Origin of the sequence: Streptomyces sp. NPDC046977 (genome assembly GCF_040644455.1) — a bacterium.
Lineage (GTDB): Bacteria > Actinomycetota > Actinomycetes > Streptomycetales > Streptomycetaceae > Actinacidiphila.
In genome coordinates this window covers 1-26,011 of the sequence record NZ_JBEYWO010000004.1, presented here as the reverse complement: position 1 = coordinate 26,011, position 26,011 = coordinate 1, and the positions used below count along the sequence as shown (strand labels likewise).

The window sequence follows — 26,011 nt, the reverse complement described above, 5'->3', positions numbered from 1 at the left end:
GTGTCGTCCGGGGCGGACAGGACGGGCGTGGGCCTGACGGCCTGGGGGTCATACGCGCACCGCCCAGAGGGTGCCGCCGCCGTCGAGGACGGCGATCACGTCGCCGCTCGCGGCGGGCGCACTCACGGACGTGCCGTCGAACTGGCCCGACCAGAGCGTGCGGCCGTGCTCCACGTCGACGATCCGCGCGCTGGTCCATCGCTGGAACACCCGCGCCCGAACCGTGTCGGAGAGCAGGGCGTAGGGGCCGGTGGCCCGCACGTTCCGGGTGCCGGCGTGCCACCGTTCCGTGCCGTCGGCGGCGGCCAGGCAGACCGGTCCCGACCCGGCGAACACGACGAACCCGCCGGCCACACTCGTCGTCCACTTCTCCTTCAGGCCGGCGTCCTCGTACGAACTGCCCCAGGTCCAGGCCGGCTTGCCGGTGCGTCCGTCCAGCGCGGTCGGTTTCCGGCGGGAGCCCGCCTCCAGCGGGAGGAAGACCGTGGTACCGGACACCAGCTCGGCGAGCGGCTGATAGGCCCCGGAGACGAGAGTGTCCGGCTTGGTCTTCTGGAACGGGCTCCGCCACATCACCGCTCCCGTGTCCGCCGCCCGGCAGACGAGGTCGACGGGTTCCGTGCGGCCGGCCTCGTAGCAGAGCAGGCCCTTCCCCAGGGGCTGCGCCGAGTCGCCCTGCGGCTGGAAGTCCTTGCGCGTCCACAGCTTCTCGCCGGTCCTGCCGTCCAGGGCGGTCCCGCCGCAGAGGATCAGGTCGCCGGCCAGCATCCACGTGGCGCTGTACGGGGAGGACACATCGGCCGACCATCGCTGCTCGCCGGTGCGCGGATCGGTCGCGGTCACGTAACCGTCCTCCCCGGAGATCAGCAGGCCGCTGGGCCGGTGCACATCCAGCCCCATGGCGCTGCCGTAGGCCACCGATCGCTGCCACCTGCGAGCGCCGGTGGCGGCGTCGAAGGCCTGCACCTCCCCGCTGTCGGCGTCGTGCTCGTCGGTCAGCGCCAGCACCGTGCCGCCGGCGACCGTGAAGCGTGTCTCCCGGGCCCATGTCGTGTTGAGGGACACCTTCCACAGCGGCTTGCCGGTGGCCAGGTCGAAGGTGTGGAGCGCGGCGGTGTCCCTGTAGTAGTGGCCGGCGGCCACATGGCACCGGCCGTCGGCCACGACGACGTCGGGGCCGTCGGAGTTGATCAGATCGACGTCCGCGATCTTCTGCGACCAGGCGACCGGGCCGCGCTCGGGGTCACCGGTCAGGTACACCGCCGCCGCCCCTCCGGCGACAACGGCCGCCGCCCCTCCGGCGACAACGGCCGCCGCGACGCCGGTGCCGCGCACGAGCAGGCTGCGGCGGCTCATGCCCGGGCCGCCCGTCGGCCCGGCGGGCGCGTCGGCGGCCGGGGGCGGTGAACCAGCCCCGTCCCCGTCGAGAGCGGTCGGGGTGTAGCGGCGGGCCGCGGGTACGGACTGCCGCGCACCGGCCAGGCGCCGCAGGTCGTCGGCGAGCGCGGCGGCCGACTCGTGCCGCTCGCGCGGGTCCTTGGCCAGCAGCCGGCCGACCAGGCGGTCCCACGGCGCGGGGACGCCCGGCACGAGGCTGCTCGGCGCGGGGGGCTGGTCGTGGAGGTGCGCCGTGACGTACCCGAGGGAGTCCGGGGCGTCGAACGGCAGCCGCCCGGTGAGCAGTTCGAACAGCACGCAGCCGAGGGAGTACAGGTCGCTGCGCTGCTCGGGGCGTCCGCGCGCCTGCTCGGGTGCCATGTACGCGGCCGTGCCCACCATGAATCCGGTGTGGGTCAGCCGGCCGTCGGTGGCCGAGGCGTCGGCGGCGCGGGCGATCCCGAAGTCGAGCACCTTCAGGCCGCCCGAGGTGGTGACGAACAGGTTCGCGGGCTTGATGTCGCGGTGCAGGACGCCGGCGCCATGCGCCTCACTCAGCGCGTCGCAGACCTGCGTCCCCCAGCGCGCCGTCTCCTCCTCGCCGACGGGTCCGCGCCGGACGACGGCGTCCAGGCCCTCGCCCCGCAGCAGTTCCATCACGAGGAACGGCGTCGTGCCCTCACCGGTGTCCGCCTCGCCGAGGTCGTGGACCGTCACGATGTGGGGGTGCTGGAGCGCGGCGGTGATCCGCGCCTCCCTCAGGAAGCGGGCGCGTGCCTCGTCGGCCCGGCTGCCGCCACCCGCGAGGACCGAGATCACCTTGACCGCGACGGGCCGGCGCAGGCTGACGTCCCGCGCCTCCCAGACCTCCCCCATGCCACCGCGCCCCAGCGGGCGTACGAGGCGGTAGCGGTCGGCGAGTATCGGATCCTGGTCGTCCACAGCCCCAAGTCCCCCGGTGGTGATCGGTTTTCACGCGGCAGCGTTGATCGTAGACCGTGCCCCCCGGCGGCACAGGACCCGGGCGGGAACGCACCCGACCGGTTCAGTGCGGCGCGGGACCGTGCACAGCGGTGACGGACAGGGTGCTCACGCCCGTCGCGGCGCAGCCCAGCAGGCACATCCGGATCCTGGTCGGCAGCGTTGATCGTGGACGGTGCCCCCGGCCGCACAGGACCCGAGCGCGAACGCACCCGACCGGTTCAGTGCGGCGCGGGACCGTGCACAGCGGTGACGGACAGCGTGCTCACACCCGTCGCGGCGCAGCCGAGCAGCGGCTCGTCCGGCAGGAAGAGCGCGTCACGCTCGTCGGGCGGATAGACCCGCAGGCCCCGCGCCTTCTGCGGGTCGCACGCCTTCTGGTCGTAGTTCTCCACCTGGGCCATGCGCAGCAGGGCCTCGGCGGAGCCACCGCTCGGCAGCAGGACGGCCTTGCCCGGACCGCCCGTGCGCTGGGCCGGGTTGCCGATCTGCCGGCCCTCGGCGCCGTCGGCCAGGGAGACCCCCGGGAAGCCGTAGAGGGTGCAGGAACGCGGTCCGGAGTTGACGAAGACCAGCACGCGCTCCACCGAGCCCGCGGCGCCCTGGGAGCCGCCGAAGGCGATCTTGAGCTGTGCGGACCGGCAGCCGGTCACCTGGGAGACCGACGTGGACGAGGGGGACGAAGGGGACGCATCGGACGCGGTGGAGGGCCGCACCGAGGGTGACCCCGTCGTTCCGGACGGCGCGGGCGCGGCGGTCGCCGTACCCCCCTCCCCGGAGGGCAGCCCGCTCACGGGCGGCGCGGCGGGCCGCACCGTCGAGACGCCACCGCCCCCGCCGGGTACCGGCACCAGGAACGCACCCGCCGCCACGCAGCCGGCCACCGCGGTGCCGAGGGCGAGCGCCCGGCGCCGTCGCACCGACCGGGCCCGGCGCCGGACGGCGTCGAAGGCACCGGGCGGCGGCGCCAGCAGGACGACGGGCTGCCGGAACACCTCGGCGATCTCGCTCGGCTCGTCCTCGGCGCGCCCCGCGCGGGGCCCGGCGAGGTCGCCCGGGTCAGACGGTCGTTTCATGAAGCCCCCTGAGAGAGGCCCGCAGGTGCTGCCGGGCGGCGTGGAGATCGCTCTTGATGGTGCCGGGCCGGCGGTGGAGGGCCACCGCGATGTCGTTCACCGACAGGTCGGCGTAGTAGTGCAGCAGGACGGGGACGCGCAGCCGTCCCGGCAGGGCCTCCACCAGGGCGCGGATGTCGGTGCCGTGGTCGGCGGCCGGGGCGTGGTCCACGGTCACGACCTCCAGCTGCCGCACGGTGGCCTTCTCCCGCTCCTGCCGGCGCCAGTGGTCCTTGACCAGGTTCGCCGCTATGGAGAACAGGTACGGCGCGGGCTCCCGGACCGTCGTCCACCGGGACCACAGTCTCGTGAACGACTCGGACGCGATCTCGTGCGCGACGGAGTCGCTGTCCACGAGCTTGCGGCACCAGCCCGCCAGCCGCGGGTAGAAGGACTCGAAGAACTCCTCCGCCTCCTCCGCTGCGCTGCTCACACCGAACCCGCCATTCCTGATCTCGCTCCCCCTCACCCGTGCGACGGCACCTCCGTCAGACGGTGACGACGCTCTTCCAGCCGCCGACGGGGCGTTCTCCCAGGTTAAGGCCCTGCAGGTTGCGCACGACGGTGGGGTGCTGTGCCTCCAGCCAGTCGCAGAACTGGCGGAAGGACACCATGCGGACGTCGTCCTTCTCCGCCATCTCGCCGATCACCTGCTCGACGGCGTCCATGTAGATGCCGCCGTTCCACTGCTCGAAGTGGTTGCCGATGAAGAACGGGGCGCGGTTGGTGGTGTAGGCGCGCTCGAAGCCGGCCAGGTAGGCGCCGCGGGCCTGGTCGCGCCACGCGGGGCGGCGTGCCGGGTCGCCGTGGGTGGTCCCGGACTGGTTGGCGAGCATGTTGTAGTCCATCGAGAGCACTTCGAAGCTGTGCCCGGGGAACGGCACGGACTGCAGCGGGAAGTCCCATATGCCCAGTTTGCGACGGGGCCAGACCTGGAGTCCGCCCGGCGAGCTGGCGTCGTACCGCCAGCCGAGGGAGGCCGCCGTGGACAGCAGGTTGAACTGACCCATCAGGCAGGGAGTGCGGCCGCCGACGAGTTCCTTGGTGTAGTCGAAGGGCAGCGGCTCCAAGTCGTCGAAGCCGGTGTTGGTCCGCCACTCCCGCACGAAGCGCGTGGCCTGCTCTATCTCGCTGCGCCACTCCGCGGACGACCACCGCTTCACCGAGCCGGAGCCGCCGCAGAAGTGGCCGTTGAAGTGAGTGCCTATCTCGTGGCCCTCCAGCCACGCGGCCCGCAGCTGCTCCAGTGTCAGGCGTATGTGGGCGTCGGTCAGGTAGCCGATGTCGGAGGCGCCGACCGGATTGCGGGGCGGGTCGTACAGGTGCTTCTTGGACTCGGGCAGCAGGTACAGCCCGGAGAGGAAGAAGGTCATGGCGGCGCCCGCCTCATCGGCGATCTTCCGGAAGCGCGCGAAGAGGCCGTTGTCGAGTTCACCGGCGCCGTCCCAGGAGATGACGACGAACTGCGGCGGCCGCTCCCCCGGCTCCAGCCTGCGCACCTCCGGCTGCCGCGGCTGGGCACCGGTCAGCGAGGTCGAGCCGTCCCCTATCAGCCGCGGCGACTCCACGCTCGGGGGCAGCGGGCGGGGCGGCGCGGAGGACGCGGGGGCGGAGGGCGCCGAGGGGGACGGCGACGGGGAGGAGTTGCCGCGTGCGAAGGCCTCGCCGCCGGCGCCGCGGTACAACGCGTAGCCGCCGGCCGACAACAGGCCCGCGGCTCCCAGTCCCATGAACGCCCTGCGGGGCAGCCGGGACGGTTCCTCGTGCGGAGGGTGTGACGCGCTCACTTTGTCTCACTCACTGTTGACGGCCGATCACCGGGAGCCATCGCTTTTTTGCGACGCCACTGGTATAGAGACCGGTGCGGTACCCATGGTTGTCACGGAACGGCAAAAACGCGGTCCGCCCGTTCAGGGGCGGGCTGTTGCGGGCTGTTCACCCCGTGGCGCCGAGCCAGTCCCGCGCCGACCGCGGACTGCGCAGCCGTACGACGCGCAGCGGCGCGAAACGCCGGTCCAGGGTGCGCCGTTCGATCTCGGCGCGCCGGGCCGCGTACTGGGACCAGGCCCACCACACCGGGTGGTCGGCGCGGAACCAGGAGGCCGCGGTCTCGACATTGCCGCCGAAAATGCGCTCCCGCAGCACGGTCCTGCGCAGCGACCTGCGCAGGACCCGGGGCATGACGACCGACCGGGGGTAGTCGAGCCAGACGACGGTGTCGGCGTGCGTCCACACCAGGTCCCGGACCTCCGGGTAGCCGAAGGAGTCGAAGACCCACCCGGGGCCGGCGGTGATCTCCGCCACCCGCTCGCGGAACGCGGGGTCGGCGGCCCATCCGGGCCCGGTGAACCTCAGTGCGTCCATCTCGTGGAACGTCAGGTCCAGGCGCGCGGCGAGCGCACGGGCCATGGTGGTCTTGCCCGCCCCGCTGATGCCGACGACCAGGATGCGTCTCATTCCGCGAAGGCTATCCGGGGCGTTGCGGCCGCCGGCCGGCGCCCCGTCGCCCGGCGGCCGCCTCCCTCCCGGGGCTTCGGCGTGAGCGGTCTCCTCGCCACACCGGCCGGTGGCGACGCGAGGGTCCTCGGCGGGGGGCTGCTGCCGATGCGGTGCCGGACGGCGCCCGAACGCCCTTCGCGGGCGGGGCGCTGCCGGTGCGCCGTCGTCCTGCGGGACGGCGGTACCAGGCGCGGCTGCGCAGCGCCCCGCCGTGGCGATCACCGTCAGGCCTACCAGTCGCACCACCGGCGCAACTGCCGTGCGCCCGGCGGCGCACTGCCGAACGGACGCGACGCGTGAAACGACCGCGCCCCGCCACCACCCGTGCGGCCGGGCGGCCCGGCCCCGTGAGTACCGTGGCCCGCCACCCCGACAGGCGTGCGCGCCGGATAGCGAACTCCGGCCTCAGCACAGCACCTTGAGCGCACCCGGCCGGATTCGCACGGTGACCGGGAGGACCGCGTCGACCTCCCCGTCCGCGCCGTAGGGGACATCGCGGTCGGCCTCGATGCGGATCTCCCTGCCGCCCACCGGCACAACTTCGCGCGGCCACCCGTGCGGCCGGGCGGGCCGCAGTCGCATGAGCCGCGTGGCCCGCCACGCCTGTCAGGCGTGCGCGCCGGCTCCGTCGAAGCGCGGGTGAGCGGACTCCGGCCTCAGCACAGCACCTTGAGCGCACCCGGCCGGATGCGCACGGTGACCGGAAGGACCGCGTCGACCTCCCCGTCCGCGCCGTAGGGGACATCGCGGTCGGCCTCGATGCGGATCTCCCTGCCGCGGAGGATCTCGACCTCGGGCCGGTGCACGTGGGCGCCGGTCTTGAGTTCGTTCATCAGGGCGAAGAAGAGCCGGCGCGGCGCGTCGCGGATCATGACGACGTCGAGCAGGCCGTCGTCCACACGGGCGCCGGGCGCGATCGCCCGACCGGAGCCGTAGAAGCCCGAGTTGGCCGCCACGACGGTGTAGCCCCGACGCTCGTGGAGCTCCCCGTCGACGGTGACGCGGTAGGCGGCCGCGCGCCAGCCGGCGACCGCGCGCAGCCCACCCGCGTAGTACGAGGCGGCGCCGCTCAGCAACCGGGAGGCGTTGGCGTGGCGGTTGGCGAGGGCGTCGACTCCCGCATAGACACTGCCCAGCACGACGGTCCGGTGGTGGACAGCGGAGTCGATCTCGATGGTGTCGACCGCGCGGGGGTCGCGGTCGAGCAGGACGCGGGCGAGTTCCTCCTGTCCCGCGGGCAGGCCGAGGGCGCGGGCGAAGTCGTTGCCGCGACCGGCGGGCACGAGGCCGAGGACGGCGTCCGTGCCGCTGAGAGCGCCGCCGATGCCACCGACGATGCCGTCCCCGCCGACCGCGAGCACGACGCGGCCCCGCTCGCCCGCGCGGCGGGCGAGTTCCCGCGCGTGCGCCAGGCTGGTGCTGTACTCCGTCTCCAGCCCCGCTCCGGCCTCGCGCAGCAGCCGGGCGAGCGGAAGGAGGGCGGCGGCCCCGGTGGAGCCCCCGGCGGTGGGGTTGACGACGGCGGTGAACTGTCGCATGCGCGTACCTCCGTGGTGGGGGCGGACGGAAAGGGACGGGGCTCAGCGGCCCGGGAGGAGGATGCCGGGGTTGAGCAGCCCGGCCGGGTCGAGCGCGTCCTTCACGGCCCGCAGCGCGGCGATGCCGAGCGGGCCGGCCTCGCGGACGTACCAGTCGCGGTGGTCGCCGCCCACGCCGTGGTGGTGGCTGATGGTGCCGCCCGCGGCGATGATCGCCTCGTTCGCCGCGGTCTTGGCGGGCGCCCAGTGGGCGACGGGGTCCTCGCCCTGCGCGGAGACGACCGTGAAGTAGAGCGAGGCGCCGTTCTCGTACACGTGCGAGATGTGGCACATGACCAGGGGCGGTGTGCCGGCGCCCGCGAGCGTGGCGGTCAGGGCGTGGCGCACCGAGTCGTACAGCTCGGGCAGGCGCGACCAGAACGTCGCGGTCTCCAGGGTCTCGGCGAAGGCGCCCGCGTCCAGCAGGGCGTCCCGCAGATAGGGCGCGGAGTAGCGGCCGTGGGCCCAGCGGCGGCCGGGCTCCTCGCCGAGGTACTCGCCGCCGCAGTCGCGCAGCACCGCCGCGGCCCGCGCGCGGCGGTAGGCGGTGTCCTCCTCGGTGCCCTCGTAGCCGGTGATCGCGACGCAACCCGCCGTCGAGGGGCCGCCGGAGGCGCCGATGGCGTCGGGCTGGGCCAGGCCGATCATGGTCTCCGTCTCGTCGGACAGCCGCAGCACCGTGGGGCGGGGGCCGTCCTGGGCGAGCCGGCGCAGCGCGGCCGTGCCCTCGGCGAACCCGGGGAAGCGCCAGCCCTCGTAGACCGTGACCTGCGGGACCGGGCGGATGCGCACGGTGACGGAGGTGATGACGCCGAGCGCGCCCTCGGAGCCGAGGACGAGCTGACGCAGGTCGGGGCCGGCGGCGGAGCGCGGGGCGCGGCCGGCGTCGAGGGTCCCGCGCGGGGTGGCGACGGTCAGGCCGAGCACCATCTCGTCGAAGCGGCCGTACCCGGCGGACGCCTGGCCGCTGGAGCGTGCCGCGGCGAACCCGCCGATGGTGGCCCATTCGTAGGACTGCGGGAAGTGGCCCAGGGTGAAGCCGTGTTCGGCCAGCAGCGCCTCCGCCTCGGGGGCGCGCAGGCCGGGTTGGAGGATCGCGGTGCGCGACACCGGGTCCAGGGAGAGCATCCGGTCCATGCGGCGCAGGTCGAGGGCGACGAAGGGGCGGCCGCCCTGCGGGGCCAGGCCGCCGACGACGGAGGTGCCGCCGCCGAACGGCACGACGGTCAGGTCGTGTTCGGCGCACACGGCCAGTACGGCGAGCACCTCGTCGTGGCCGGCGGGCAGCACGACGGCGGCGGGGACGTCGGCGACGTCGCCGGCCCGGATGCGCAGCAGGTCCGGCGTGGACTTGCCGCGGGTGTGCCGGATGCGGCTCTCGGGGTCGGTGCGGACGAAGGACAGGCCGCCGACGGCGTCGGCGAGCGCCTCGCGGGCCTCGTCGCCGAGCGGGCTCTCCGGGACCTCGATGTCGGCCAGGCCGGCCGGGGCGGCCTCCCGGGGCTTGACCCCGAGCAGATCGCGCAGCAGGGCGATCACGCTGTCGGGCAGTGGGGCCGCCTTGGCCGGGTCGCCCCAGCCGCTCCACAACATGTCCACGTCGTCGTCCTCATCGGTCGCGGGGCCGGGGTCAGAGGGTCATCTCCCGTTGTTTCCAAGGGCGTTACACTGTGACACATGACGCCTATTCGTCACAACACTCGGACAGCGGTGGATCCGGTGCTCGACGCGGTCCGCGACTGCGTCCTGGCCGTCGGCGTGCGCCGCACGACCCTCACCGACGTGGCCCGCCGCGCCGGTGTCTCGCGCATGACGCTGTACCGGCGCTGGCCCGATGTGCGCACCCTGGTCGGGGATCTGATGACCCGTGAGTGGGTGAACGTCGCGACGGACGCGATCCCCGGGCACGCCGGCGACCACGACGTCCGGTCGCGGCTGGTCGGCGGGCTGGTCGACGGCGTCCGCGCGTTCCGGGCGCACCCCCTTTTCATCAAGATCGTCGATGTCGATCCCGAACTGCTCCTCCCCTACGTCCTGGACCGCCGCGGCGCCAGCCAGGACGCGTTGCTGCAGCTGATCACCACCGCGCTGGAGGAGGGCCACGCCGACGGCTCCGTCCGCCGCGCCCACCCCGGCCGGCAAGCGCGGGCGGTGCTGCTGCTCGCGCAGTCGTTCACGCTCTCGCTGCGCACCATGACCGACGAGGACGACCCCGACCTGAACTCGGCCGCGTTCCTTGAGGAGTTGCGGACCATGCTGGAGAGGATCCTGACGCCATGAGCCCCACGAGCAGCCCGGTTCCGGCCCGCCCCGCCGTCTCCCCGGCCCCGCCCGGGTCATCGCTGTCCGCGGCCCGGCGCGCCCGTGAGCTGGCCGAACTCGCCGACGGTGGCGGCGTGGTGGACGTCCTCGTCGTCGGCCTCGGCGCCACCGGCGCGGGGGCGGCGCTGGACGCCGCCTCGCGCGGTCTGTCGGTCGCCGCCGTCGACGCCCACGACCTGGCCTTCGGCACCTCCCGCTGGAGCTCCAAGCTGATCCACGGCGGTCTGCGCTATCTCGCCTCCGGTCAGCTGGACGTCGCGCACGAGAGCGCCGTCGAGCGCGGCGTGCTGATGGAACGCACCGCCCCCCACCTCGTCCAGGCGCAGCCGTTCGTGCTCCCGCTCACCCCGCTGGTCTCCCGCGGCCAGGCCGCCGTGGCCTGGACCGGCCTCCGCGCCGGCGACGCGCTGCGGCTGGCGGCCCGCACCTCCCGCGCCACGCTGCCGGCCCCGCGCCGGCTCTCCGCCGTGGAGACCCGGCACTTCGCCCCCGCGCTGCGCCCGTCCGGGCTGCGCGGCGGACTGCTGTCCTGGGACGGCCAACTCGCCGACGACGCCCGCCTGGTGACGGCGATCGCCCGTACCGCCGCGGCGCACGGCGCACGCGTCCTGACCCGGGTCCGCGCGGTCGCGCTCACCAGCGCCGGTGCCCTGATACGCGACGAACTCACCGGCGAGGAGACCACGATCCGCGCCCGCGCCGTGATCAACGCCGCCGGCGTGTGGGCGGGCGGGCTGGTGGACGGCATCCGGCTGCGGCCCTCGCGCGGCACCCACCTCGTCCTGCGCTCGGCACCGCTGGGCGACCTCCCGGCGGGCCTGCACATCCCGATCCCGGGCGAGTCCAACCGCTTTGTGCTCGTCCTGCCGCAGGGCGACGGGCGGGTCTACGTGGGGCTCACCGACGAGCCGGTCGACGGCGGCATCCCCGACGTCCCGGAGGTCCCCGAGACCGACATCGGCTTCCTCCTCGACGTGCTCGGCACCGCGTTGGACACCACGGTGGGACGTGAGGACGTCGTCGGTGCCTTCGCCGGGCTGCGGCCGCTGCTGGACACCGCCGCGGACGGCGCCGGGAACACGTCCGACATCTCCCGCAAGCACGCGGTCCTCACCTCGGGCGACGGTGTCGTCACCGTCGTCGGCGGCAAGCTGACCACCTACCGCCGGATGGCGCAGGACGCGGTCGACGCCGCGGTCTCCGCCCGCGGCCTGGGCGCCGGGCCGTCCCGTACGGCGTCCCTGCCGCTGGTCGGCGCGGCCCCGGCCGCGGAGCTGACCGGACTCGCGGCGCCGCGCCGCCTGGTGCGGCGGTACGGCACCGAGGCCCCGGCGGTGCACGCCCTCGGCGCGGCGGAACCGGCCCTGCGCGAGCCCGTCGTGCCGGGGCACCCGGTGACCCGGGCCGAACTGGTGTGGGCGGTACGCCACGAGGGCGCGCTGGACGCCGCCGACCTCCTCGACCGGCGCAGCCGCATCGGCCTGGTCCCCGCGGACCGCGAGCAGGCCGTCAAGGCGGCGGAGGAGGCACTGGCCCGCCCGGCCGCGGAATGACGCCGCCACCCCCGGCGGGGCGCGCAATTCACCGGGCCGCATTCCCTTGCCGCGCGACCCGCCAATTCCGGGGCGGAATTCCGGTGTCGGGCCCGTGCGGCCGGCGCGGCGGAAAGGGCGGGCGGGCGCGCGACGTGAAACAGCCCGCGGCGGTGGGTGTTTGCGGGCCGGCATCCGGGGCACCCGAAAACAGCGGTGAACGGTGCAGCCGGGTGCCGGACACCTCTCCGGCCGGCACCCGGCTGCTCACCCGGATCGTCCGGTCGCGTGTTCACCGCGTCATATCGTCGTGCATTCGCTCACGGGAGGCGCACGTGGTTCCCCTTTTGCTGGTTCTGCTTCTGGCCGTCATTCTTTTCGGGGCCGGATTCGCCCTCAAGGCCCTGTGGTGGGTCGCCCTGATCATCCTGGTGCTGTGGCTGCTCGGGTTCGTCATGCGCGGCACCTCCTCGGGTGGCGGCAGGTCGCGCTGGTACCGGTGGTGACCTCCTGCTGACCCCTCGCGGACGGGGGGGGGGCCCCCGGCCCCCCCCCCCCGGGGGGGGGGGGGCGCCCCGGGGCCCCCCCCCGTCCGCGTGTCCGCGTGTCCGCGTGTCCAAAGGGCCGCGTGATACCCCGAAACGGGGGTAAGCGGCTCTCGGACACACCGTTCGGCCCAGTGCCGCGGACTATCGAGGAGAGAACCATGCTCATGGCCCACCCCGCTGTGCTGAACGACCTCGTCGACCGCTACGAGACGCTGCACGTGCTCGACCCGGCGGACCCCGAGGTCCGGCGCCGGCTGGAGGACGTCTCGTACACACTGTGCGTGGCGACGGGCACCGGCGACGTGGACGCCGCCCTCGTCGCGGCGCGGCTGCGCCTGCCGGGAGCGAGGCCGCTGGACGACTCGGCCGTCGCGTGAGAGCGGTCCGCACCGTCGGCGTCGAGGAGGAACTGCTCCTGCTGGACGCCGAGTCCGGCGAACCCCGCGCGCTGTCGACCGCCGTCCTCGCCTCGGCGCGCCGCGACCCGTCGGCCGGGGAGGACGTGTTCGAGACGGAACTCCAGCGGCAGCAACTGGAGTTCGCCACCCGGCCGCAGGTGCGGATGGAGGACCTGGGCGCCGAGATCACCCGCTGGCGCGGCGAGGCGGCCCGGCACGCCGAGGACCTGGGCGCCGATGTCGCCGCGCTCGCCACGTCCCCGCTGCCGGTGGACCCCGCCCTCAGCGCGGGGGAGCGCTACCGGTGGCTGGGCGAGCGGTACGGGCTGACCACACAGGAACAGCTCACCTGCGGCTGCCACGTCCATGTGTCGGTGGACTCCGACGAGGAGGGCGTGGCGGTCCTGGACCGGATCCGCCCGTGGCTGCCCGCCCTGCTCGCGCTCAGCGCCAACTCGCCCTTCTGGCAGGGCCAGGACAGCGGGTACGCCAGCTACCGCAATCGCGTGTGGGGCCGGTGGCCCTCGGCGGGCCCGGTCGAGGTCTTCGGTTCCGCCGACCGCTACCACGCCCTGGTGGCGTCGATGGTCGGCACGGGCGCGCTGCGCGACGAGGGCATGGTGTACTTCGACGCCCGGCTGTCCCGCAGCTGGCCGACGGTGGAGGTCAGGGTCGCCGACGTCTGCCTCGAGGCATGGCACACGGCCCTGGTCGCCACCCTCGTGCGGGCCCTGGTGGAGACCGCGACCCGGCAGTGGGAGGACGGCGAGCCGCCGCCCCGGCACAGCGTCGCGCTGCTGCGGCTGGCGACCTGGCGGGCGGCCCGCGAGGGACTGGGCGGGCGGCTGCTGCACCCGCTCGGCATGGAGCCCGTGCCCGCGGAGGCGGCGGTGCGCGCCCTGTTCGAGCACGTACGCGACGCCCTGGAGGACAACGGCGACCTCGTCCCGGCGCAGGAAGCCCTCGCCGGCCTGCTGAAGGCGGGCAACGGCGCCTGCTTCCAGCGGGACCGGCTGGAGCGGGACGGCGACCTGCGGGCCGTGGTCGCCGCCTGCGTCCGGCGCACCCGGGGGTGAGCCGCGACGCGGCCCCGCGGCGGTCAGTCGCGCGGCAGCTTGGTCACGGTGTCGAGGTAGAAGGCGTCGATGCTCTGCACCGCGCGGTTGAAGTCGTCGAGGTTGACCGGCTTGGTCACATAGGCGTTGGCGTGCCGCTGGTAGGCGCCGGCGACGTCGTCCGGCGCGGCGGAGGTCGTCAGGACGACGACCGGGATGGCGCGCAGGTCGTCGTCGGCCTTGAGGATCGCCAGCAGCTCGCGGCCGTTCATGCGGGGCATGTTGAGGTCGAGCACGATGAGGTCGGGGCGGGCGTTGTTCTCGTCGCGCAGGTAGTCCAGGGCGGCGACACCGTCCTCGACCTGTGTGAGGTTGCGGGCGCCGCGCTCGGACAGGGCGTCCCCGATGAGCATGGCGTCGGCGAGGTCGTCCTCGACCAGGAGCACGTCGTAGGGGCGGGGTGAGGCGATCATCATCGTCGGCTCCGGGTGCGGTCGGTGCCTCGCACGAGGCGGTGGGGGGATGGTGCGGGCCCGGCCGGTCCGCGGACGGCCCGTGCCGGCTGCCGCGGGCGCGCCGGTTCGTGGAGGTGGGGCGGCGCCTCCGCGGCGGTCCCCCGCCCGGCGGGGCGCGGGGGGAAGTCGATGCCAGGCATGGCTCCCACCCTAGGGGGTCGCGATCAACCAGGACAACAGACGTTGTCGCGAGGACGGCTACAGTGAGTGCCTGCCGCACGGATTCCGGGCGGACGCTGCGGCGGGCAGAGACACGGATCCGGCATCAGAAGGGGCTGCGACGTGGTGGACGAGACGGGCCGGCTTGCGCGGTGGACCACCCGCCGCTGGCTCCGCGTGGGGGTGAGCGCGGCCCTCGCGGTGCTCACCGTCCTCGGGGCGCTGGGCATATGGTCGCTCGACCGGAGCACGACCCTCACCCGCCAGTTGGTCGACACCCGCTCCCCCGCCCTGGTCAACGCGGTACGGCTGGAAGCCGCCCTGGTCAACCAGGAGACCGGTATCCGCGGTTACGGCCTCACCGGGCAGCAGGACTTCCTCACCCCGTACACCGAGGGCCTGGCCGCCGAGAAGACCGCGCTGGAGCGGCTGCGCCCCCTGGTCCGCGGAGACGCGACGGCGAACGCGGACCTGGCCGGGGTGGTGACCGCGGCGGACGTCTGGCAGCGGACCATCGCCGGCCCCATCGCCGACGCCCCGGCCGGCCAGGCCGTCCGGCTGGCCACCGACCGCGCGGACGCGGGCAGGACCGCCTTCGACGCCGTACGGAAGGCCATGACCCGCCAGCAGAACCATCTGCGGGACGCGCGCCTGGAGGCCGGGACCAAGCTCGACCGGTCCATCGTGCTGCGCAACTGGGTGTTCGCCGCGGCGGCCGTGCTGATCGTGGTGCTGGCCGCGCTCGTCTTCGAGGGCCTGCGCCGCGGCATCACCGACCCCCTGACCCGGCTCAGCGACGACGCCCGCAAGGTCGCGCGCGGCGACTTCGCGCACCCGATCACCCCGACCGGCCCGGCCGACCTGCGGCTGCTGGCCCACGACGTGGAGGCGATGCGGCGGCGCCTGGCGGACGAGCTCACGTTCGCCGAGCGGGCCCGGCAGATGCTGGACGAGCAGTCCGCCGAACTCAAGCGCTCCAATGCCGAGCTGGAGCAGTTCGCGTACGTGGCCTCGCACGACCTCCAGGAGCCGCTGCGCAAGGTGTCGAGCTTCACGCAGCTGCTGCAGCGCCGTTACGGCGGCCAACTGGACGACCGGGCCGACCAGTACATCGGTTTCGCCGTGGACGGCGCGAACCGCATGCAGACCCTCATCAACGACCTGCTGGCGTTCTCCCGGGTCGGGCGGATCCACAACGAGCACAGCACCGTGGACCTGGACGCCGTCGTCGACCGCACCCTGGACTCGCTGAGCGTGGCCGTCGAGGAGTCCGGCGCCGAGGTCACCAGGGACCCGCTGCCCAGCGTCGTCGGGGACACCACCCAGCTCGGCATGCTCTGGCAGAACCTGGTCTCCAACGCCGTCAAGTTCCGCCGCACCGACGTCCCTCCGAGGATCCACCTGGAAGCGGTCCGCGACGGCGACCTGTGGCGCTTCGCGGTCGCCGACAACGGGATCGGCATCGACCCGGAGTTCGCCGAGCGGGTCTTCGTGATCTTCCAGCGCCTGCACACCAAGGACGCCTATCCGGGCAACGGCATCGGCCTGGCGATGTGCAAGAAGATCGTGGAGTTCCACGGCGGGACGATCGGGGTGGACCCGGAGCACACGCCCGGCACCCGCATCACCTTCACCCTCCCCGTTCCGGTCCACGCCACCGCGGTCTCCGCCGCGGACTCCGGTGCGGACGACACCGGGGAGCCCGACGCCGGATGAACCCCGCCCCCGCTCCCGTACAGGAGCCGCGGTACCGCATCGTGCTCGTGGAGGACGATCCCGGTGACGCGCTGCTGGTCACGGAGCTCCTCGCCGACACCGGTCTGCGGTACGAGCTGACCTGGCACAAGACGCTGGCCGAGGCACGCTCCGAACTCGCCGCGCAGGCCGCCGACTGTGTCCTGCTCGACCTGCACCTGCCCGACGCCAGCGGGCCCGCGGGCGTTTCCGCGGTGCAGGGCGCGGCGCCGGGCGCCGCGGTCATCGTGCTCACCGGTCTCGCCGAGTCCCAGGCCGGCGCCGGGGCCATGGCGGCGGGCGCCCAGGACTACCTGGTCAAGGGCAAGGTCGAGCCCGAACTGCTGCAGCGCGCCGTGCGCTACGCGGTCCAGCGCAAGCAGGCAGAGCGCGCGGCCGTCGCCCTGCAGGCCGGTGCCCTGCGCGCGGAGGAGAACTCCCGTCTGGAGCGCGGGCTGCTGCCCCAGCCCCTGCTGACCACGGACGAGGTCACCGCCACCACCCGCTACATCCCCGGCCGTGAACGCGCCCTGCTCGGCGGCGACTTCCTCGATGTCGTGCAGACCGGCGACGGGCTCGTGCACGCCGTCATCGGGGACGTCAGCGGCCACGGCCCGTACGCCGCCGCGCTGGGAGTCTGCCTGCGCATCACCTGGCGGGCGCTCACCCTCGGCGGCCACCGGGGGCACGACCTGCTGCGCCTGCTGGAACGGATCCTGGTCGCCGAGCGCGCGCAGCCTGACCTGTTCGCCACCTGCACCCTGCTCACACTGGACCTGCCCGCGCGGACGGCGACGCTGCACCTCGCCGGGCACCACGAACCGCTGCTGACCGCGGACGGCGCCACGGGACCGGTCGAGGCCGGGCACGGCATCGCGCTGGGCATCATGCCCGACCTGGCCCACTGGCCGTCCACCACGTTCGCCCTGCCCGCGCGGGGTGCGCTGACCCTGTACACCGACGGCCTCGTCGAGGGCCACACCGGTGAGGACGGCGAGCGCCTGGGCGCGGAGGGCCTGCTCACGCTGATCGGCCAGTTCTCCCAGGCCGACCCGGACGCCCATCTCGACCGGCTGATCGCGCGGATCCGCGATCTCGACGCCGACCGCCACACCGACGACCTGGCCGTGCTGCGGCTGGACTGGAGCGCCCCGTGACCGCCCCGCCGACGACGACCCTCTGGCGCCCCACGGGCCCCGTGGAACTGGACCTGGTCCGCGAGCTCGGCTGGCGCGCCTGGCCGCCCCGCCTTCCGGAGCAGCCGATCTTCTACCCGGTGCTCAACGAGGACTACGCGATCAGGATCGCCCGGGACTGGAACGTCCAGCACAGCGGAGCCGGTTTCGTCACCCGCTTCGAGGTCGACACCGCGTTCCTGGCGCGCTACCCCGTCCAGCAGGCCGGCGGGCGCACGATCCTGGAGCTGTGGGTGCCGGCCGAGGAGCTGCCGGAGTTCAACGCGCACATCGTCGGGGAGATCCAGGTCGTCCACACGTTCCGCTGACCGCCACGGCGGACGGGGAACGGGGCGGAGCCTTGCCCGCCGGCCGGGGGCACTGATCTACTGGCCCCGCAGGTTCTACCGGCGAGTAGTTTCGTGCCGTCCATGGACAGGAGAGAGCGTCGTGACCGTCCCGTCCAGTGCCGAGGCCTTCTTCGAGCGGGTGGCCGAGGAGCGCTTCGCCCCCACCGCGTACACCCGGGGCCCGTGGGACGAGCACAGCCAGCACGCCGGGCCGCCGGCGGCACTGCTGGGCCGTGCGGTGCGCGAGCGCCCCGGAGCGCGCGAGGACATGCGGCTGACGCGGATCACCTTCGAGATCCACCGGCCCGTGCCGCTGCTGCCCCTCACCGTGACCACCCGCGTGCTGCGCGAAGGCCGCAGTGTGGAGCTGACGGAGGCGTCGCTCGCCGCGGACGACGGCAAGGAGATCATGCGGGCCAGGGCGCTGCGCATCCGGACGGAGCCGGGCTCGGTGCCCGAGGTGGCGCCCGGGCCCTCGGTACCGGGGCCGCAGGAGTCCCGGACGGTGCCGTTCTTCCCGGTGCCGTGGGACGTCGGCTACCACACGGCGATGGAGTCGCGCTTCGCCGCGGGCTCCTACCGGGAGCCGGGTCCCGCGACGTGCTGGCTGCGGATGCGGGTGCCGCTGGTCGTGGGCGAGAAGACGGCCCCGCTGGACCGGGTGCTGGTGGCGGCGGACTCCGGGAACGGGGTGAGCAATGTGCTGGACTTCTCGGCCCATCTGTTCGTCAACCCGGACCTGACGGTGCACCTGCACCGCCATCCGGTCGGCGAGTGGGTCTGCCTCGACGCCCGCACCGTGATCGACGGGGCGGGGATCGGCATGGCCGAGGCCGCGCTGCACGACGAGCGGGGGCCGATCGGCCGCGGCGTGCAGAGCCTCTTCGTGGCCCCGCGCGGCTGACCGGGCGGGGCGGCGGCGTCAGAGGTCGGTCGCGTCCTCGGCGTGCCCCTCGGAGAACTCCCACCACGCGAGCGGGAGCCAGTCACCGTCCACGAAGGCGTCGACCGACGACCCGCGCCCGTTGATCACGACGGACGTGCCCACCGGGTAGGTCGTGCCGGACAGGCCCGGCACGGGGACCAGGAGGGTTCCCAAACGCTGCGCCACTGTTCCCGCCTTCCTTGGAAAACAAACCGAAATCAGGCAATACGGGGTAAAGATTAGCTGGCTTGTCCCATTCCTCCCACGGGGGCAGCATGAGAAATAGGTCACGCGGGGCGAAACGCCGCGGCCCGCCCACCGTCCGCTCCCGATGCGACACGGTGGGCTGACGGCGGCGTTCCCCTCCGGAACGTACGAGAGCACGACACCAACGGAGGTGTCAGGTGAAGGCCGTAGTCTACAAAGCACCGTTCGAAGTAGCAGTGGAGGAAGTCGAGAAACCCCGGATACAGCACCCGAACGACGTGGTCGTACGGGTGACGTCCACCGCCATCTGCGGGTCCGACCTGCACATGTACGAAGGACGCACCGCCGCCGAGGCGGGAATCGTCTTCGGGCACGAGAACATGGGGATCATCGAGGAGCTCGGGCAGGGCGTCACGTCCCTGAAGAAGGGCGACCGCGTGGTCATGCCCTTCAACGTCGCCTGCGGATTCTGCAAGAACTGCTCGGACGGCCTCACCGCATTTTGCCTCACCGTGAATCCGGGATTCGCCGGCGGAGCCTACGGATATGTCGCCATGGGCCCCTGGCCCGGCGGCCAGGCGGAATTCCTGCGGGTGCCGTACGCGGACTTCAACTGCCTGAAGCTGCCCCCCGGTTCCGAGCACGAGACGGATTTCGTCCTGCTCGCCGACATCTTCCCGACCGGCTACCACGGCAACGAGCTCGCCGACGTCAAACCCGGCGAGAGCGTCGCGGTGTACGGCGGCGGACCGGTCGGGCTGATGTCCGCGTACTCGGCCCTCATCCGCGGCGCGTCCAAGGTGTTCGTCGTCGACCGGGTGACCGAGCGGCTGCAGAAGGCCGAGGAGATCGGCGCGGTCCCGGTCAACTTCGCCGAGGGCAACCCGGTGGAGCAGATCAAGGAGCACACCGGCGGCGCGGGTACCGACAAGGGCATCGACGCCGTCGGCTACCAGGCCCAGGCGAAGAGCCAGGACCGCGAGGAGCCCGCGGCCGTGCTGAACTCGCTGATCGACACGGTCCGCGCGACCGGGGCGCTCGGCATCCCGGGCCTGTACGTGCCCTCGGACCCCGGTGGCCCGGACGCGCAGGCCAAGAGCGGCCGGCTGCTGGTCGCCATCGGCCGGCTCTTCGAGAAGGGGCTGCGCCTGGGCACCGGCCAGTGCAACGTCAAGCGGTACAACCGGCAGTTGCGCGACCTCATCATCGAGGGGCGGGCCAAGCCGAGCTTCGTGGTCTCCCACGAACTGCCGCTGTCCGACGCCCCCTCGGCGTACGAGAAGTTCGACAAGCGCATCGAGGGCTACACCAAGGTGGTCCTGCACCCCGGTCAGAAGTAGTCGCGGGGCGCACGACCGTCACGGCCGGGGCCGCCGCCCCGCGATGGGCGGCGGCCCCGGCCGGTGCGCGCTCAGGGCAGTTCGGGGCCGGCGGCGTCGATGAGCCCGAACACCGCGCCCTGCGGGTCCTGGACGACCGCGAGGCGGCCCGCCGACATGTCGAACGGCGGGGCGAGCACATTGCCGCCCGCGCGGACGAGGGCGTCCACGGTGCTGTCGGTGCTGTCCACGCAGAAGTACGCCAGCCAGTGCGGCCCCGCCTGCGGCGGCAGGTTGTCCAGCCCCTGCGCACCCCCGACGACCCGGCCGTCCACCGTGAGGGAGAAGTAGTCGGAGGCGCCGTCCATCGGCTCGGTCTCCAGGCCCAGGGCCGCGGAGTAGAACGCCGAGGCGGTCTTGAGGTCGCCGGAGGCGAGCTCGCTCCACACCAGCGACCCGGGCTCGTTGACGATCTGGGCGCCCAGGAACTCACCGGCCTGCCACAGCCCGAACACCGCGCCGGTGGGGTCGGCGGCGATCGCCATGCGGCCGAGGCTCATGACGTCCATGCCGGGGGAGAGCACGGTGCCGCCGTGCTTGGTGATCGCCTCCGTCGCCGAGTCGGCGTCCGCCGTGGCGAGGTAGGTGGTCCACGCCGTGGGCGGGGTGGGGGCGCCGTCGGGCGCCATCGTCGCCATGATGCCCGCGACGGGCCTGTCCTTGAGCGTGCAGACCGAGTAGCCGCCGGTCTCGGGCGGTCCCACTTCGCCCTGCCAGCCGAAGAGGTCGCGGTAGAAGTCGAGAGCCGCCTGCTGGTCGGGGACCATGAGGTCGATCCAGCAGGGCGTTCCGGGCCGGTAGGGGGACGTGGCGTACGGCATGGGGCCTCCAGTGCGTCGGGGTCAAAGGTGCCGCCGTTGCGGTCATTCTGCGCCGTACGTCACGGTTCGCGGGTGCGCCCCGCCGGATGCGTCCGCTCCCGGCCACGCGCGGCCGCCGGCACCGGGCCCCGGCGGGCGTCAGTCGCCCGGTCGCAGCACGGCGACCGGGATGACGCGGCCGGACTTCTCCTGGTACCGGCCGAAGAACGGCGCGCGGGCCAGCACCACCGTGGTCCACAGATGGTCGCGCGTCACCCCTTCGGTGATGCGCGCGCTCATCACATGCCTCTCGCCGCCGAGTTGCACGCGGGCCTGCCGGGCCGCCCTGAGGTTGGAGATCCAGCGCGGATCCCGCTTGGCGCCCCCGGCGGACGCGGTGACCACATATCCGCCGTCGTGCCGGAAGTACCCCACCAGGACGCTGCGAGGCCTGCCGGTCCTGCGGCCGGGGACGGTCAGCAGCAGGAGCGGAACGCCCTTCGCGCTGCCCGCGACCCGGCCGTTCGTGGTGCGGTAGAGCCAGACGGCGACCGCGTTGGCCGCTCGCGCCGCCATCCTCAGCGCCGGGTGCGTGCCGCGGGGCGGTGCGCCGCGCACGCGCCGGATGTAGCGGGCGTACTGCCCGCGGCCCACCAGGTGCCACATCGCGCGTGCGGGCAGCGGAAGCCTGCCGAGGAACTGCTCGCGTTCGGATGCCGTGGCGACCTCCAGCAGCTGGCCGACCGCGACGGGCAGCGCGCTGCGGGGAAACTTCTCGAACGCCTTCTGCCCCACCTCCTCCCACTCCGTGACGGTGAGATGGGTGCGCACCAGGGGGAGGATGTGCCGCTCCTCGTCGTCGAGGTGCTCGCCGAGGGCGTCGCGGAGCCCGGTCAGGGCCACGTCCAGTTCGTACCCCAGCGCGAGGGTCGGATCGCCGCGCCATTTCAGCGTCAGCTGCCGTACGGCCTCGAGGGACGTGTCGACGGTCTCGTGCTGGCGCTGCATCCGCTGGACGAGGTCGGCCCGCGGCTGCGCGCGCTCCAGCAGCCGGGGCCACAAGTACGCGTCCTCGGCGCCGTGATGGTGGTGCAGGACGTCGAGCGTGAACTCCAGGTGCCCGGCGATGTCGGCGGCACGCCGGGTGTCACCGGCCGGTGCGCGCAGGATCAGATCGGCGAGCAGCCGGAATTCCCGGCGGAAGATCCGGTGGACGACCACCATGTCGTGGGTGTCGGGTGCGGTGTCGCGTGCGGTCTCGGTCATGACGTCCGTCCTCGTTCGTTCTTGAGGGTGGGAGAGGGAGGCATGCGGGCGCGGCCGGCGGGCCGGTGCCGACCGCCGTGGTGCCGCCGCGTTCACAGGGCGAGCAGGTCGACGTCCACGTCGTCGGTTTCGAATTCGATGTATGTGGCGTCGCTGCCCGGCGCCAGGTCCAGCTTCCGGAAGGCGGGGAACAGCACCTCGGCCGCGAAGCGGTCGGCCTGGCCCCTGGACTGCCAGACGTCGATGACATGCAGGGCCGCGTCGGCCTCCCCGGCGATGCTGACGAGCTTGCCCTCGGGCCGTCCGACCAGGGCCTGGACGGCGTGATGGTCGGCGAGCGTACGCCCGGGTGTGCGGCTGACATGGATGTACGGCATGGGTCCTCCTCCTGCGGTGCGCCGAAGAGGATTCTTCGGGCCGTCGCAGGGTCCGGGCGTCCGCCGGATGACTTATCGCCCTACGTATTGCCGGGGTCGGCGCCCGCCCCGGGACCCGTGTGACTCAGCGGCCCGGCGGCAGGACGGTGGACCCAGGCGGCGATCTGCGTGCGGGTGGAGAAGCCGAGCTTGGTGAGGATGTGCTGGACATGGGTCTGCGCGGTGCGTTCGGAGATGAACAGGGCGCCGGCGATCCCGCGGTTCGTCATTCCCTGGGCGACCAGTTCGGCGACCTCGGTCTCCCGGGGTGACAGCGGACTGGTCTGCGGGCTCGGGGCGATCGCGCCCAGCAGGTCCCGGGCGCGTTGCGCCCATGCCGTCATGCCGATGCGCACCGCGGCCGGTCCGGCACTGTCGAGGAGGACGCGTGCCCGGTCGACGTCGCCGTCGGCCGCCCGGCGGACGAGGGCGGCGGCCAGCTCGTACTCCGCTTCGACGGCGAACCCGGTCGCGCCGGCGCCTTGCGCGTGGGCGAGCGCGGTGCCGAGGTGGACGACGGCCTCGTCGAGCCGGCCGAGGAAGGCGGCGGTGCGCCCGAGGTGCAGCTCCACGGGACCCAGGTAGCTGGCCGTGCCGGCGCCCGCCACCACGAAGCGCCCTTGTTCGGCGAGCAGCAGGTCGTGGAAGCGCTCGGCGTCGTGGACCTGGCCCAGGGTGACGGCCAGCAGGGATCCGTAGGCCCAGGCCAGCACCCGGAAGTACGGCGGCGGCCACCAGGCGTGGACGGGGCCTGCACCGCGGTAGGCGCCGAGGGCCGCGTCCCGCTCTCCGCTGAGGGCGAGCAGGAACGCGGCCCCGATGTGGCCGAAGATGGCGTCGCGCACTTCGCCCCCGTCGGCCGGCAGGTCGCTCGGCAGGTCCGCCGGCAGACCGGCTGCCACACGGTCGTGGCCGGCATGGTGGGCGACCGCGCACAGCAGGGACATGTACGCGCCGAACGCGGTCGGATGGTTCGTGGCCCGGATGGTGTCGAAGGCCGCCCGGCCGAGGTCGAGTGCTTCGTCGAAGCGGCCGTGGGCGGCGGCGAGTGCGGCGCGCACCGTGAGCAGGTGCCAGCGGGCGATCGGTCCGCCGACATGCTCGGAACACCAGCGCAGGCGCGGGAGTTCGGCGGCGACGGCCGCCAGGTCCCCCCGCTCCCAGTGGGTGTCGATCTGCCACAGACGCCCCAGCATCTCCTCCCGGGGACGGCGCAGGGTGAGTCCGATCTCGGTCATGCGGCGGGCGAGAACGCCGCGCTCGTCGATGTTCTCCGGCCCGGCGAGGCAGAGTTGACGGGCCTTCAGAGCGGCGATGGCCGCTGCGGGATCGGCGGTCCCGTCGGCGAGGGCGAGCGCCCGGCCGCTGGCCGACTCCGCGGCGGCGAACTCGTTCGTGTACACCGCGGCCTCGGCCGACCTGCCGAGCAGGCGCGCTCTCAGGGCGACCTCGGCCGGGTCGACTCCGGCGAGCGCCTCCTCGCACCACTGGCGCAGACCGAGGTCCCAGGACATCGACCCGATCGGTTCGACGCCGAGTGCGGCTTCGGCGATCAGGTCCGGCCGGCCGATCCGGCGGGCGATGGTGACGGCCTCGGCGAGGGCCGTGCGGCACGGCTCGATGGCCGTCGCCCGCCAGTGGGCATGGGCGAGGTCGATCAGCAGCCGGCACCGGAGCCGCTGATCGATCGACGGCCCCCCGGCCTCCAGTGCGAGCCGGTACAGGCGCGCGCTCTCCTCATAGGCGAGGGAGCGCAGCGCCGCGTCGCCCGCCCGGCGTCCCCAGGTCACCGCAGGGGCCGGATCGTCGAGCGAGGCCGCGGCCCAGTGCCGGGCGATGTCCGCCGAGCGGTCGTCGATCTGCTCGGCGTAGATCCGTTCGATCGTCTCGGCCGCCGCCCGGTGGAGCCGGGCCAGCTCCTCGCCCGGCGTGCGGGCCTCGATCGCCTCGCACAGCAGCGCGTGGGTGAAACGCCATTCGCCCAGGGTGTCCGCGGCCGCGACGAGCCCCGCGCGGGCCGCCTCCTCGAGCAGCGGCAGGCAGCTCATCGCGGGTCTGCCGGCCATGGCCGCCATGACCGCCACCGGGAACTGCTCACCGAGCACCGCCGCCGCGGTGAGGATCCGGCGCGCCGGGTCCGACAGGACGGCCGTGCGCTGCGCGATCACGTCCACGAGGGACGCCGGCAGGCGCCGGTCCGGCGCGTTCCCTCCCGCCGCCCACGTCCCCGCCAGCTCGCGGGCGAAGAACGGATTGCCGCCGCTCAGCCGGTACACCTCGCCCGCCGCGTCGCCGGCCGCGGCCTCACCGGTCACCGCCTCCACCAGGCGTGCGGTCTCCTGACGCCCCAGTCCGGCCAGCGGCAGGGGGACCGTCACCGCCTCCCGGCCCAGGTCCGGCAGTACGCTCCGCCAGGCCGCCCCGTCCGGGACCCCCACAGTCCGGTACGTGACGAGGACGAGCACCCGTGCGCCCCGCAGCTCACGCGCCAGGTAGCGCAGCAGGAGCAGCGACGGCTCGTCCGCCCACTGCGCGTCCTCGACCACCAGGAGCAGCCCGGAACGCTCGGCGCGTGCGAAGACCTGGCGGACGACGGCGTCGAACAGCACGAACCGGTCCGCGTCCCGGTTGGCCTCGATCATGTCCAGGACGTTCCCCGATCCGGCCCCGGGCAGCGCCGGGTCGGAGCGCAGCAGCTGCCGCCACAGCCAGAACGGGGGTGTGCCGATGCCTTCGTGCGCCCGGGCCCAGCAGCTCGCGGCACCCGCCGCGGACGCCAAGGCGGCCGTCTCCACGGCCAGCCGCGTCTTGCCGATTCCCGGTTCTCCCCCGCAGAGCACCAGCCTCGGCTCACCGCCGAGCGCCGCGTCGAGCCAGCCGGACAGCGCCGTACGCTCCCGCCGGCGCCCCACCAGACCCCCGTCGCCCACACCCGCCCCCTCCGCCGGCTTCCCCCGCATCGCACAAGGTCGGTCGCCTCACGCCACTCTACGATCTTCCGGGCGGGGTACGCCGGTGCGCGCATCGGCCCGCTGTGGCTGCCGCTCACGAGCCCGCGGCCGGGCGGGGGCCGGAACATGTCGTGGGTCACATCCGCAACCTCGGACGGCTCCGCGCGTCTGTGGGAGTGAAGGCGCCTTCGACCCCGCTCTCCCCCTGATGATTCGAGGAACGGTATGACCGCACGTCACGCCATCGCGGGCCTGGCCCGCCGGCACCGGGCACGTATCGTGGTCGGCACGTCCACGGTCGCGGCGGCCCTGGCCCTCGGCGGCGCCGCCATGACCGCGAACGCCGCCACGCCGAAGCCGGCGCCCGCGCCCGCCGCGCAGGCCGACACGGACACGGAGGCGTCCGCGCCCGCGCAGGCGCAGGCGCAGGGCAAGGGCCGCACCGCCCCGGCCCCCGCGACGGCTCCGGCCCACCACCGTGCCGCCCCGGCCCCCGCCGGTGCCCCGGGTGCCCCGAAGCCCGCCACGGCACCGGCGCCCGCGAAGGGCGGCACGGCGCCCGCTCCGGCGCAGGCCGGGACCGGCACCGTGCCGGCGCCCGTCCCCGCGCGCTGATCAAGGGCGGTGGCCCGGCCCGGGCCGGGCCCGGGGCCCCCCTGCGATCCCCGCGCCCGGGCAGACAAGTGGCCCCCGGGGGGGGGGGGGCGCCCCCCCCGCCCCGCCCCAGCCC

General features: G+C 73.9%; 24 protein-coding genes and 1 pseudogene. 11 read left to right on the top strand and 14 right to left on the bottom strand.

Features of this window, described 5'->3' with window-relative positions:
* Nucleotides 1-48: 48 nt before the first annotated feature.
* The 8 genes and pseudogenes from ABZ883_RS07520 to ABZ883_RS07485 form a co-directional block, all read right to left on the bottom strand.
* A complete protein-coding gene (locus ABZ883_RS07520; protein ID WP_360903070.1) occupies nucleotides 49-2,319 on the bottom strand; it encodes a serine/threonine-protein kinase in 2,271 nt (756 codons plus the stop codon).
* 260 nt (nucleotides 2,320-2,579) lie between these two features.
* Nucleotides 2,580-3,434 (bottom strand): DUF4232 domain-containing protein, encoded by an 855-nt coding sequence (locus ABZ883_RS07515; RefSeq protein WP_360903067.1) that lies wholly within the window; start codon nucleotides 3,432-3,434, stop codon nucleotides 2,580-2,582.
* On the bottom strand, nucleotides 3,418-3,906 hold the full coding sequence (locus ABZ883_RS07510) for an RNA polymerase sigma factor (protein WP_360903064.1): 489 nt from the start codon (nucleotides 3,904-3,906) through the stop codon (nucleotides 3,418-3,420). The genes ABZ883_RS07515 and ABZ883_RS07510 overlap by 17 nt, the downstream gene beginning before the upstream one ends.
* A gap of 55 nt (nucleotides 3,907-3,961) precedes the next feature.
* Nucleotides 3,962-5,260 carry a hypothetical protein gene (locus ABZ883_RS07505; protein WP_360903061.1) on the bottom strand — a complete coding sequence of 433 codons (1,299 nt, stop codon included), beginning with the start codon at nucleotides 5,258-5,260 and terminating at the stop codon, nucleotides 3,962-3,964.
* Between the two features lie 148 nt (nucleotides 5,261-5,408).
* Entirely contained in the window at nucleotides 5,409-5,930 is a 522-nt protein-coding gene (locus ABZ883_RS07500; protein WP_360903058.1) for an AAA family ATPase, read from the bottom strand.
* 447 nt (nucleotides 5,931-6,377) lie between these two features.
* Nucleotides 6,378-6,515 (bottom strand): annotated as a pseudogene (locus ABZ883_RS07495) (diacylglycerol kinase family lipid kinase); the annotation flags it as partial.
* Nucleotides 6,516-6,628: 113 nt separating this feature from the next.
* Entirely contained in the window at nucleotides 6,629-7,510 is an 882-nt protein-coding gene (locus tag ABZ883_RS07490; RefSeq protein ID WP_360903055.1) for a YegS/Rv2252/BmrU family lipid kinase, read from the bottom strand.
* A 42-nt stretch (nucleotides 7,511-7,552) separates the two neighbouring features.
* The gene (locus ABZ883_RS07485) at nucleotides 7,553-9,148 is read right to left on the bottom strand and encodes an FAD-binding oxidoreductase (RefSeq protein WP_360903052.1); all 1,596 of its coding nucleotides are present in this window, start codon (nucleotides 9,146-9,148) and stop codon (nucleotides 7,553-7,555) included.
* Between the two features lie 78 nt (nucleotides 9,149-9,226).
* Here ABZ883_RS07485 and ABZ883_RS07480 point away from each other — a divergent pair, with 78 nt between their 5' ends.
* From ABZ883_RS07480 to ABZ883_RS07460, 5 genes are all read left to right on the top strand, one after another.
* Nucleotides 9,227-9,829, top strand: coding sequence for a TetR/AcrR family transcriptional regulator (locus ABZ883_RS07480; RefSeq protein WP_360903048.1), 603 nt, complete (start codon nucleotides 9,227-9,229; stop codon nucleotides 9,827-9,829).
* Nucleotides 9,826-11,424 carry a glycerol-3-phosphate dehydrogenase/oxidase gene (locus tag ABZ883_RS07475; RefSeq protein WP_360903045.1) on the top strand — a complete coding sequence of 533 codons (1,599 nt, stop codon included), beginning with the start codon at nucleotides 9,826-9,828 and terminating at the stop codon, nucleotides 11,422-11,424. The genes ABZ883_RS07480 and ABZ883_RS07475 overlap by 4 nt, the downstream gene beginning before the upstream one ends.
* Before the next feature lie 314 nt (nucleotides 11,425-11,738).
* Complete coding sequence (locus ABZ883_RS07470) at nucleotides 11,739-11,909, top strand: hydrophobic protein (protein ID WP_360903042.1); 171 nt, start codon at nucleotides 11,739-11,741, stop codon at nucleotides 11,907-11,909.
* 200 nt (nucleotides 11,910-12,109) lie between these two features.
* Entirely contained in the window at nucleotides 12,110-12,328 is a 219-nt protein-coding gene (locus ABZ883_RS07465; RefSeq protein WP_360903039.1) for a DUF5133 domain-containing protein, read from the top strand.
* Nucleotides 12,325-13,425, top strand: a complete 1,101-nt coding sequence (locus tag ABZ883_RS07460; RefSeq protein WP_360903036.1) for a glutamate--cysteine ligase — start codon at nucleotides 12,325-12,327, stop codon at nucleotides 13,423-13,425. The genes ABZ883_RS07465 and ABZ883_RS07460 overlap by 4 nt, the downstream gene beginning before the upstream one ends.
* 23 nt (nucleotides 13,426-13,448) lie before the next feature.
* On the opposite strand, the gene ABZ883_RS07455 is transcribed toward ABZ883_RS07460, so the two are convergent.
* Entirely contained in the window at nucleotides 13,449-13,880 is a 432-nt protein-coding gene (locus ABZ883_RS07455) for a response regulator (protein WP_360903033.1), read from the bottom strand.
* Nucleotides 13,881-14,201: 321 nt separating this feature from the next.
* Here ABZ883_RS07455 and ABZ883_RS07450 point away from each other — a divergent pair, with 321 nt between their 5' ends.
* The 4 genes from ABZ883_RS07450 to ABZ883_RS07435 all read left to right on the top strand — a co-directional run bounded on the left by ABZ883_RS07450 (nucleotide 14,202) and on the right by ABZ883_RS07435 (nucleotide 18,241).
* Entirely contained in the window at nucleotides 14,202-15,794 is a 1,593-nt protein-coding gene (locus ABZ883_RS07450) for an ATP-binding protein (RefSeq protein WP_360903030.1), read from the top strand.
* Nucleotides 15,791-16,969, top strand: a complete 1,179-nt coding sequence (locus ABZ883_RS07445) for a SpoIIE family protein phosphatase (RefSeq protein WP_360903027.1) — start codon at nucleotides 15,791-15,793, stop codon at nucleotides 16,967-16,969. The genes ABZ883_RS07450 and ABZ883_RS07445 overlap by 4 nt, the downstream gene beginning before the upstream one ends.
* Nucleotides 16,966-17,316, top strand: a complete 351-nt coding sequence (locus tag ABZ883_RS07440; protein ID WP_360903024.1) for a hypothetical protein — start codon at nucleotides 16,966-16,968, stop codon at nucleotides 17,314-17,316. Before ABZ883_RS07445 ends, ABZ883_RS07440 begins: the two co-directional genes overlap by 4 nt.
* Before the next feature lie 121 nt (nucleotides 17,317-17,437).
* The gene (locus ABZ883_RS07435; protein ID WP_360903020.1) at nucleotides 17,438-18,241 is read left to right on the top strand and encodes a thioesterase family protein; all 804 of its coding nucleotides are present in this window, start codon (nucleotides 17,438-17,440) and stop codon (nucleotides 18,239-18,241) included.
* 18 nt (nucleotides 18,242-18,259) lie between these two features.
* Here ABZ883_RS07435 and ABZ883_RS07430 read toward each other — a convergent pair whose 3' ends face one another.
* Complete coding sequence (locus ABZ883_RS07430) at nucleotides 18,260-18,448, bottom strand: hypothetical protein (RefSeq protein ID WP_360903017.1); 189 nt, start codon at nucleotides 18,446-18,448, stop codon at nucleotides 18,260-18,262.
* Between the two features lie 218 nt (nucleotides 18,449-18,666).
* Here ABZ883_RS07430 and ABZ883_RS07425 point away from each other — a divergent pair, with 218 nt between their 5' ends.
* The gene (locus tag ABZ883_RS07425; protein ID WP_360903014.1) at nucleotides 18,667-19,809 is read left to right on the top strand and encodes a glutathione-independent formaldehyde dehydrogenase; all 1,143 of its coding nucleotides are present in this window, start codon (nucleotides 18,667-18,669) and stop codon (nucleotides 19,807-19,809) included.
* 71 nt (nucleotides 19,810-19,880) lie between these two features.
* On the opposite strand, the gene ABZ883_RS07420 is transcribed toward ABZ883_RS07425, so the two are convergent.
* The 4 genes from ABZ883_RS07420 to ABZ883_RS07405 all read right to left on the bottom strand — a co-directional run bounded on the left by ABZ883_RS07420 (nucleotide 19,881) and on the right by ABZ883_RS07405 (nucleotide 25,260).
* A complete protein-coding gene (locus ABZ883_RS07420) occupies nucleotides 19,881-20,669 on the bottom strand; it encodes a VOC family protein (protein ID WP_360903011.1) in 789 nt (262 codons plus the stop codon).
* 138 nt (nucleotides 20,670-20,807) lie between these two features.
* The gene (locus tag ABZ883_RS07415; protein ID WP_360903008.1) at nucleotides 20,808-21,914 is read right to left on the bottom strand and encodes a nitroreductase/quinone reductase family protein; all 1,107 of its coding nucleotides are present in this window, start codon (nucleotides 21,912-21,914) and stop codon (nucleotides 20,808-20,810) included.
* 92 nt (nucleotides 21,915-22,006) lie between these two features.
* A complete protein-coding gene (locus ABZ883_RS07410; RefSeq protein WP_360903005.1) occupies nucleotides 22,007-22,291 on the bottom strand; it encodes a hypothetical protein in 285 nt (94 codons plus the stop codon).
* A gap of 80 nt (nucleotides 22,292-22,371) precedes the next feature.
* Nucleotides 22,372-25,260, bottom strand: a complete 2,889-nt coding sequence (locus ABZ883_RS07405; protein ID WP_360903003.1) for an AAA family ATPase — start codon at nucleotides 25,258-25,260, stop codon at nucleotides 22,372-22,374.
* A gap of 246 nt (nucleotides 25,261-25,506) precedes the next feature.
* Here ABZ883_RS07405 and ABZ883_RS07400 point away from each other — a divergent pair, with 246 nt between their 5' ends.
* Nucleotides 25,507-25,896 carry a hypothetical protein gene (locus ABZ883_RS07400; protein WP_360903000.1) on the top strand — a complete coding sequence of 130 codons (390 nt, stop codon included), beginning with the start codon at nucleotides 25,507-25,509 and terminating at the stop codon, nucleotides 25,894-25,896.
* Nucleotides 25,897-26,011 lie beyond the last annotated feature (115 nt).

What these genes read in the sequence shown, in the direction of transcription:
- ABZ883_RS07400 (WP_360903000.1), top strand. Translation starts at nt 25,507, where the DNA reads ATGACCGCACGTCACGCCATCGCGGGCCTGGCCCGCCGGCACCGGGCA.
- ABZ883_RS07465 (WP_360903039.1), top strand. Translation starts at nt 12,110, where the DNA reads ATGCTCATGGCCCACCCCGCTGTGCTGAACGACCTCGTCGACCGCTAC.
- ABZ883_RS07410 (WP_360903005.1), bottom strand. Translation starts at nt 22,291, where the DNA reads ATGCCGTACATCCATGTCAGCCGCACACCCGGGCGTACGCTCGCCGAC.
- ABZ883_RS07500 (WP_360903058.1), bottom strand. Translation starts at nt 5,930, where the DNA reads ATGAGACGCATCCTGGTCGTCGGCATCAGCGGGGCGGGCAAGACCACC.
- ABZ883_RS07420 (WP_360903011.1), bottom strand. Translation starts at nt 20,669, where the DNA reads ATGCCGTACGCCACGTCCCCCTACCGGCCCGGAACGCCCTGCTGGATC.
- ABZ883_RS07480 (WP_360903048.1), top strand. Translation starts at nt 9,227, where the DNA reads ATGACGCCTATTCGTCACAACACTCGGACAGCGGTGGATCCGGTGCTC.
- ABZ883_RS07455 (WP_360903033.1), bottom strand. Translation starts at nt 13,880, where the DNA reads ATGATGATCGCCTCACCCCGCCCCTACGACGTGCTCCTGGTCGAGGAC.
- ABZ883_RS07475 (WP_360903045.1), top strand. Translation starts at nt 9,826, where the DNA reads ATGAGCCCCACGAGCAGCCCGGTTCCGGCCCGCCCCGCCGTCTCCCCG.
- ABZ883_RS07490 (WP_360903055.1), bottom strand. Translation starts at nt 7,510, where the DNA reads ATGCGACAGTTCACCGCCGTCGTCAACCCCACCGCCGGGGGCTCCACC.
- ABZ883_RS07415 (WP_360903008.1), bottom strand. Translation starts at nt 21,914, where the DNA reads ATGACCGAGACCGCACGCGACACCGCACCCGACACCCACGACATGGTG.
- ABZ883_RS07445 (WP_360903027.1), top strand. Translation starts at nt 15,791, where the DNA reads ATGAACCCCGCCCCCGCTCCCGTACAGGAGCCGCGGTACCGCATCGTG.
- ABZ883_RS07515 (WP_360903067.1), bottom strand. Translation starts at nt 3,434, where the DNA reads ATGAAACGACCGTCTGACCCGGGCGACCTCGCCGGGCCCCGCGCGGGG.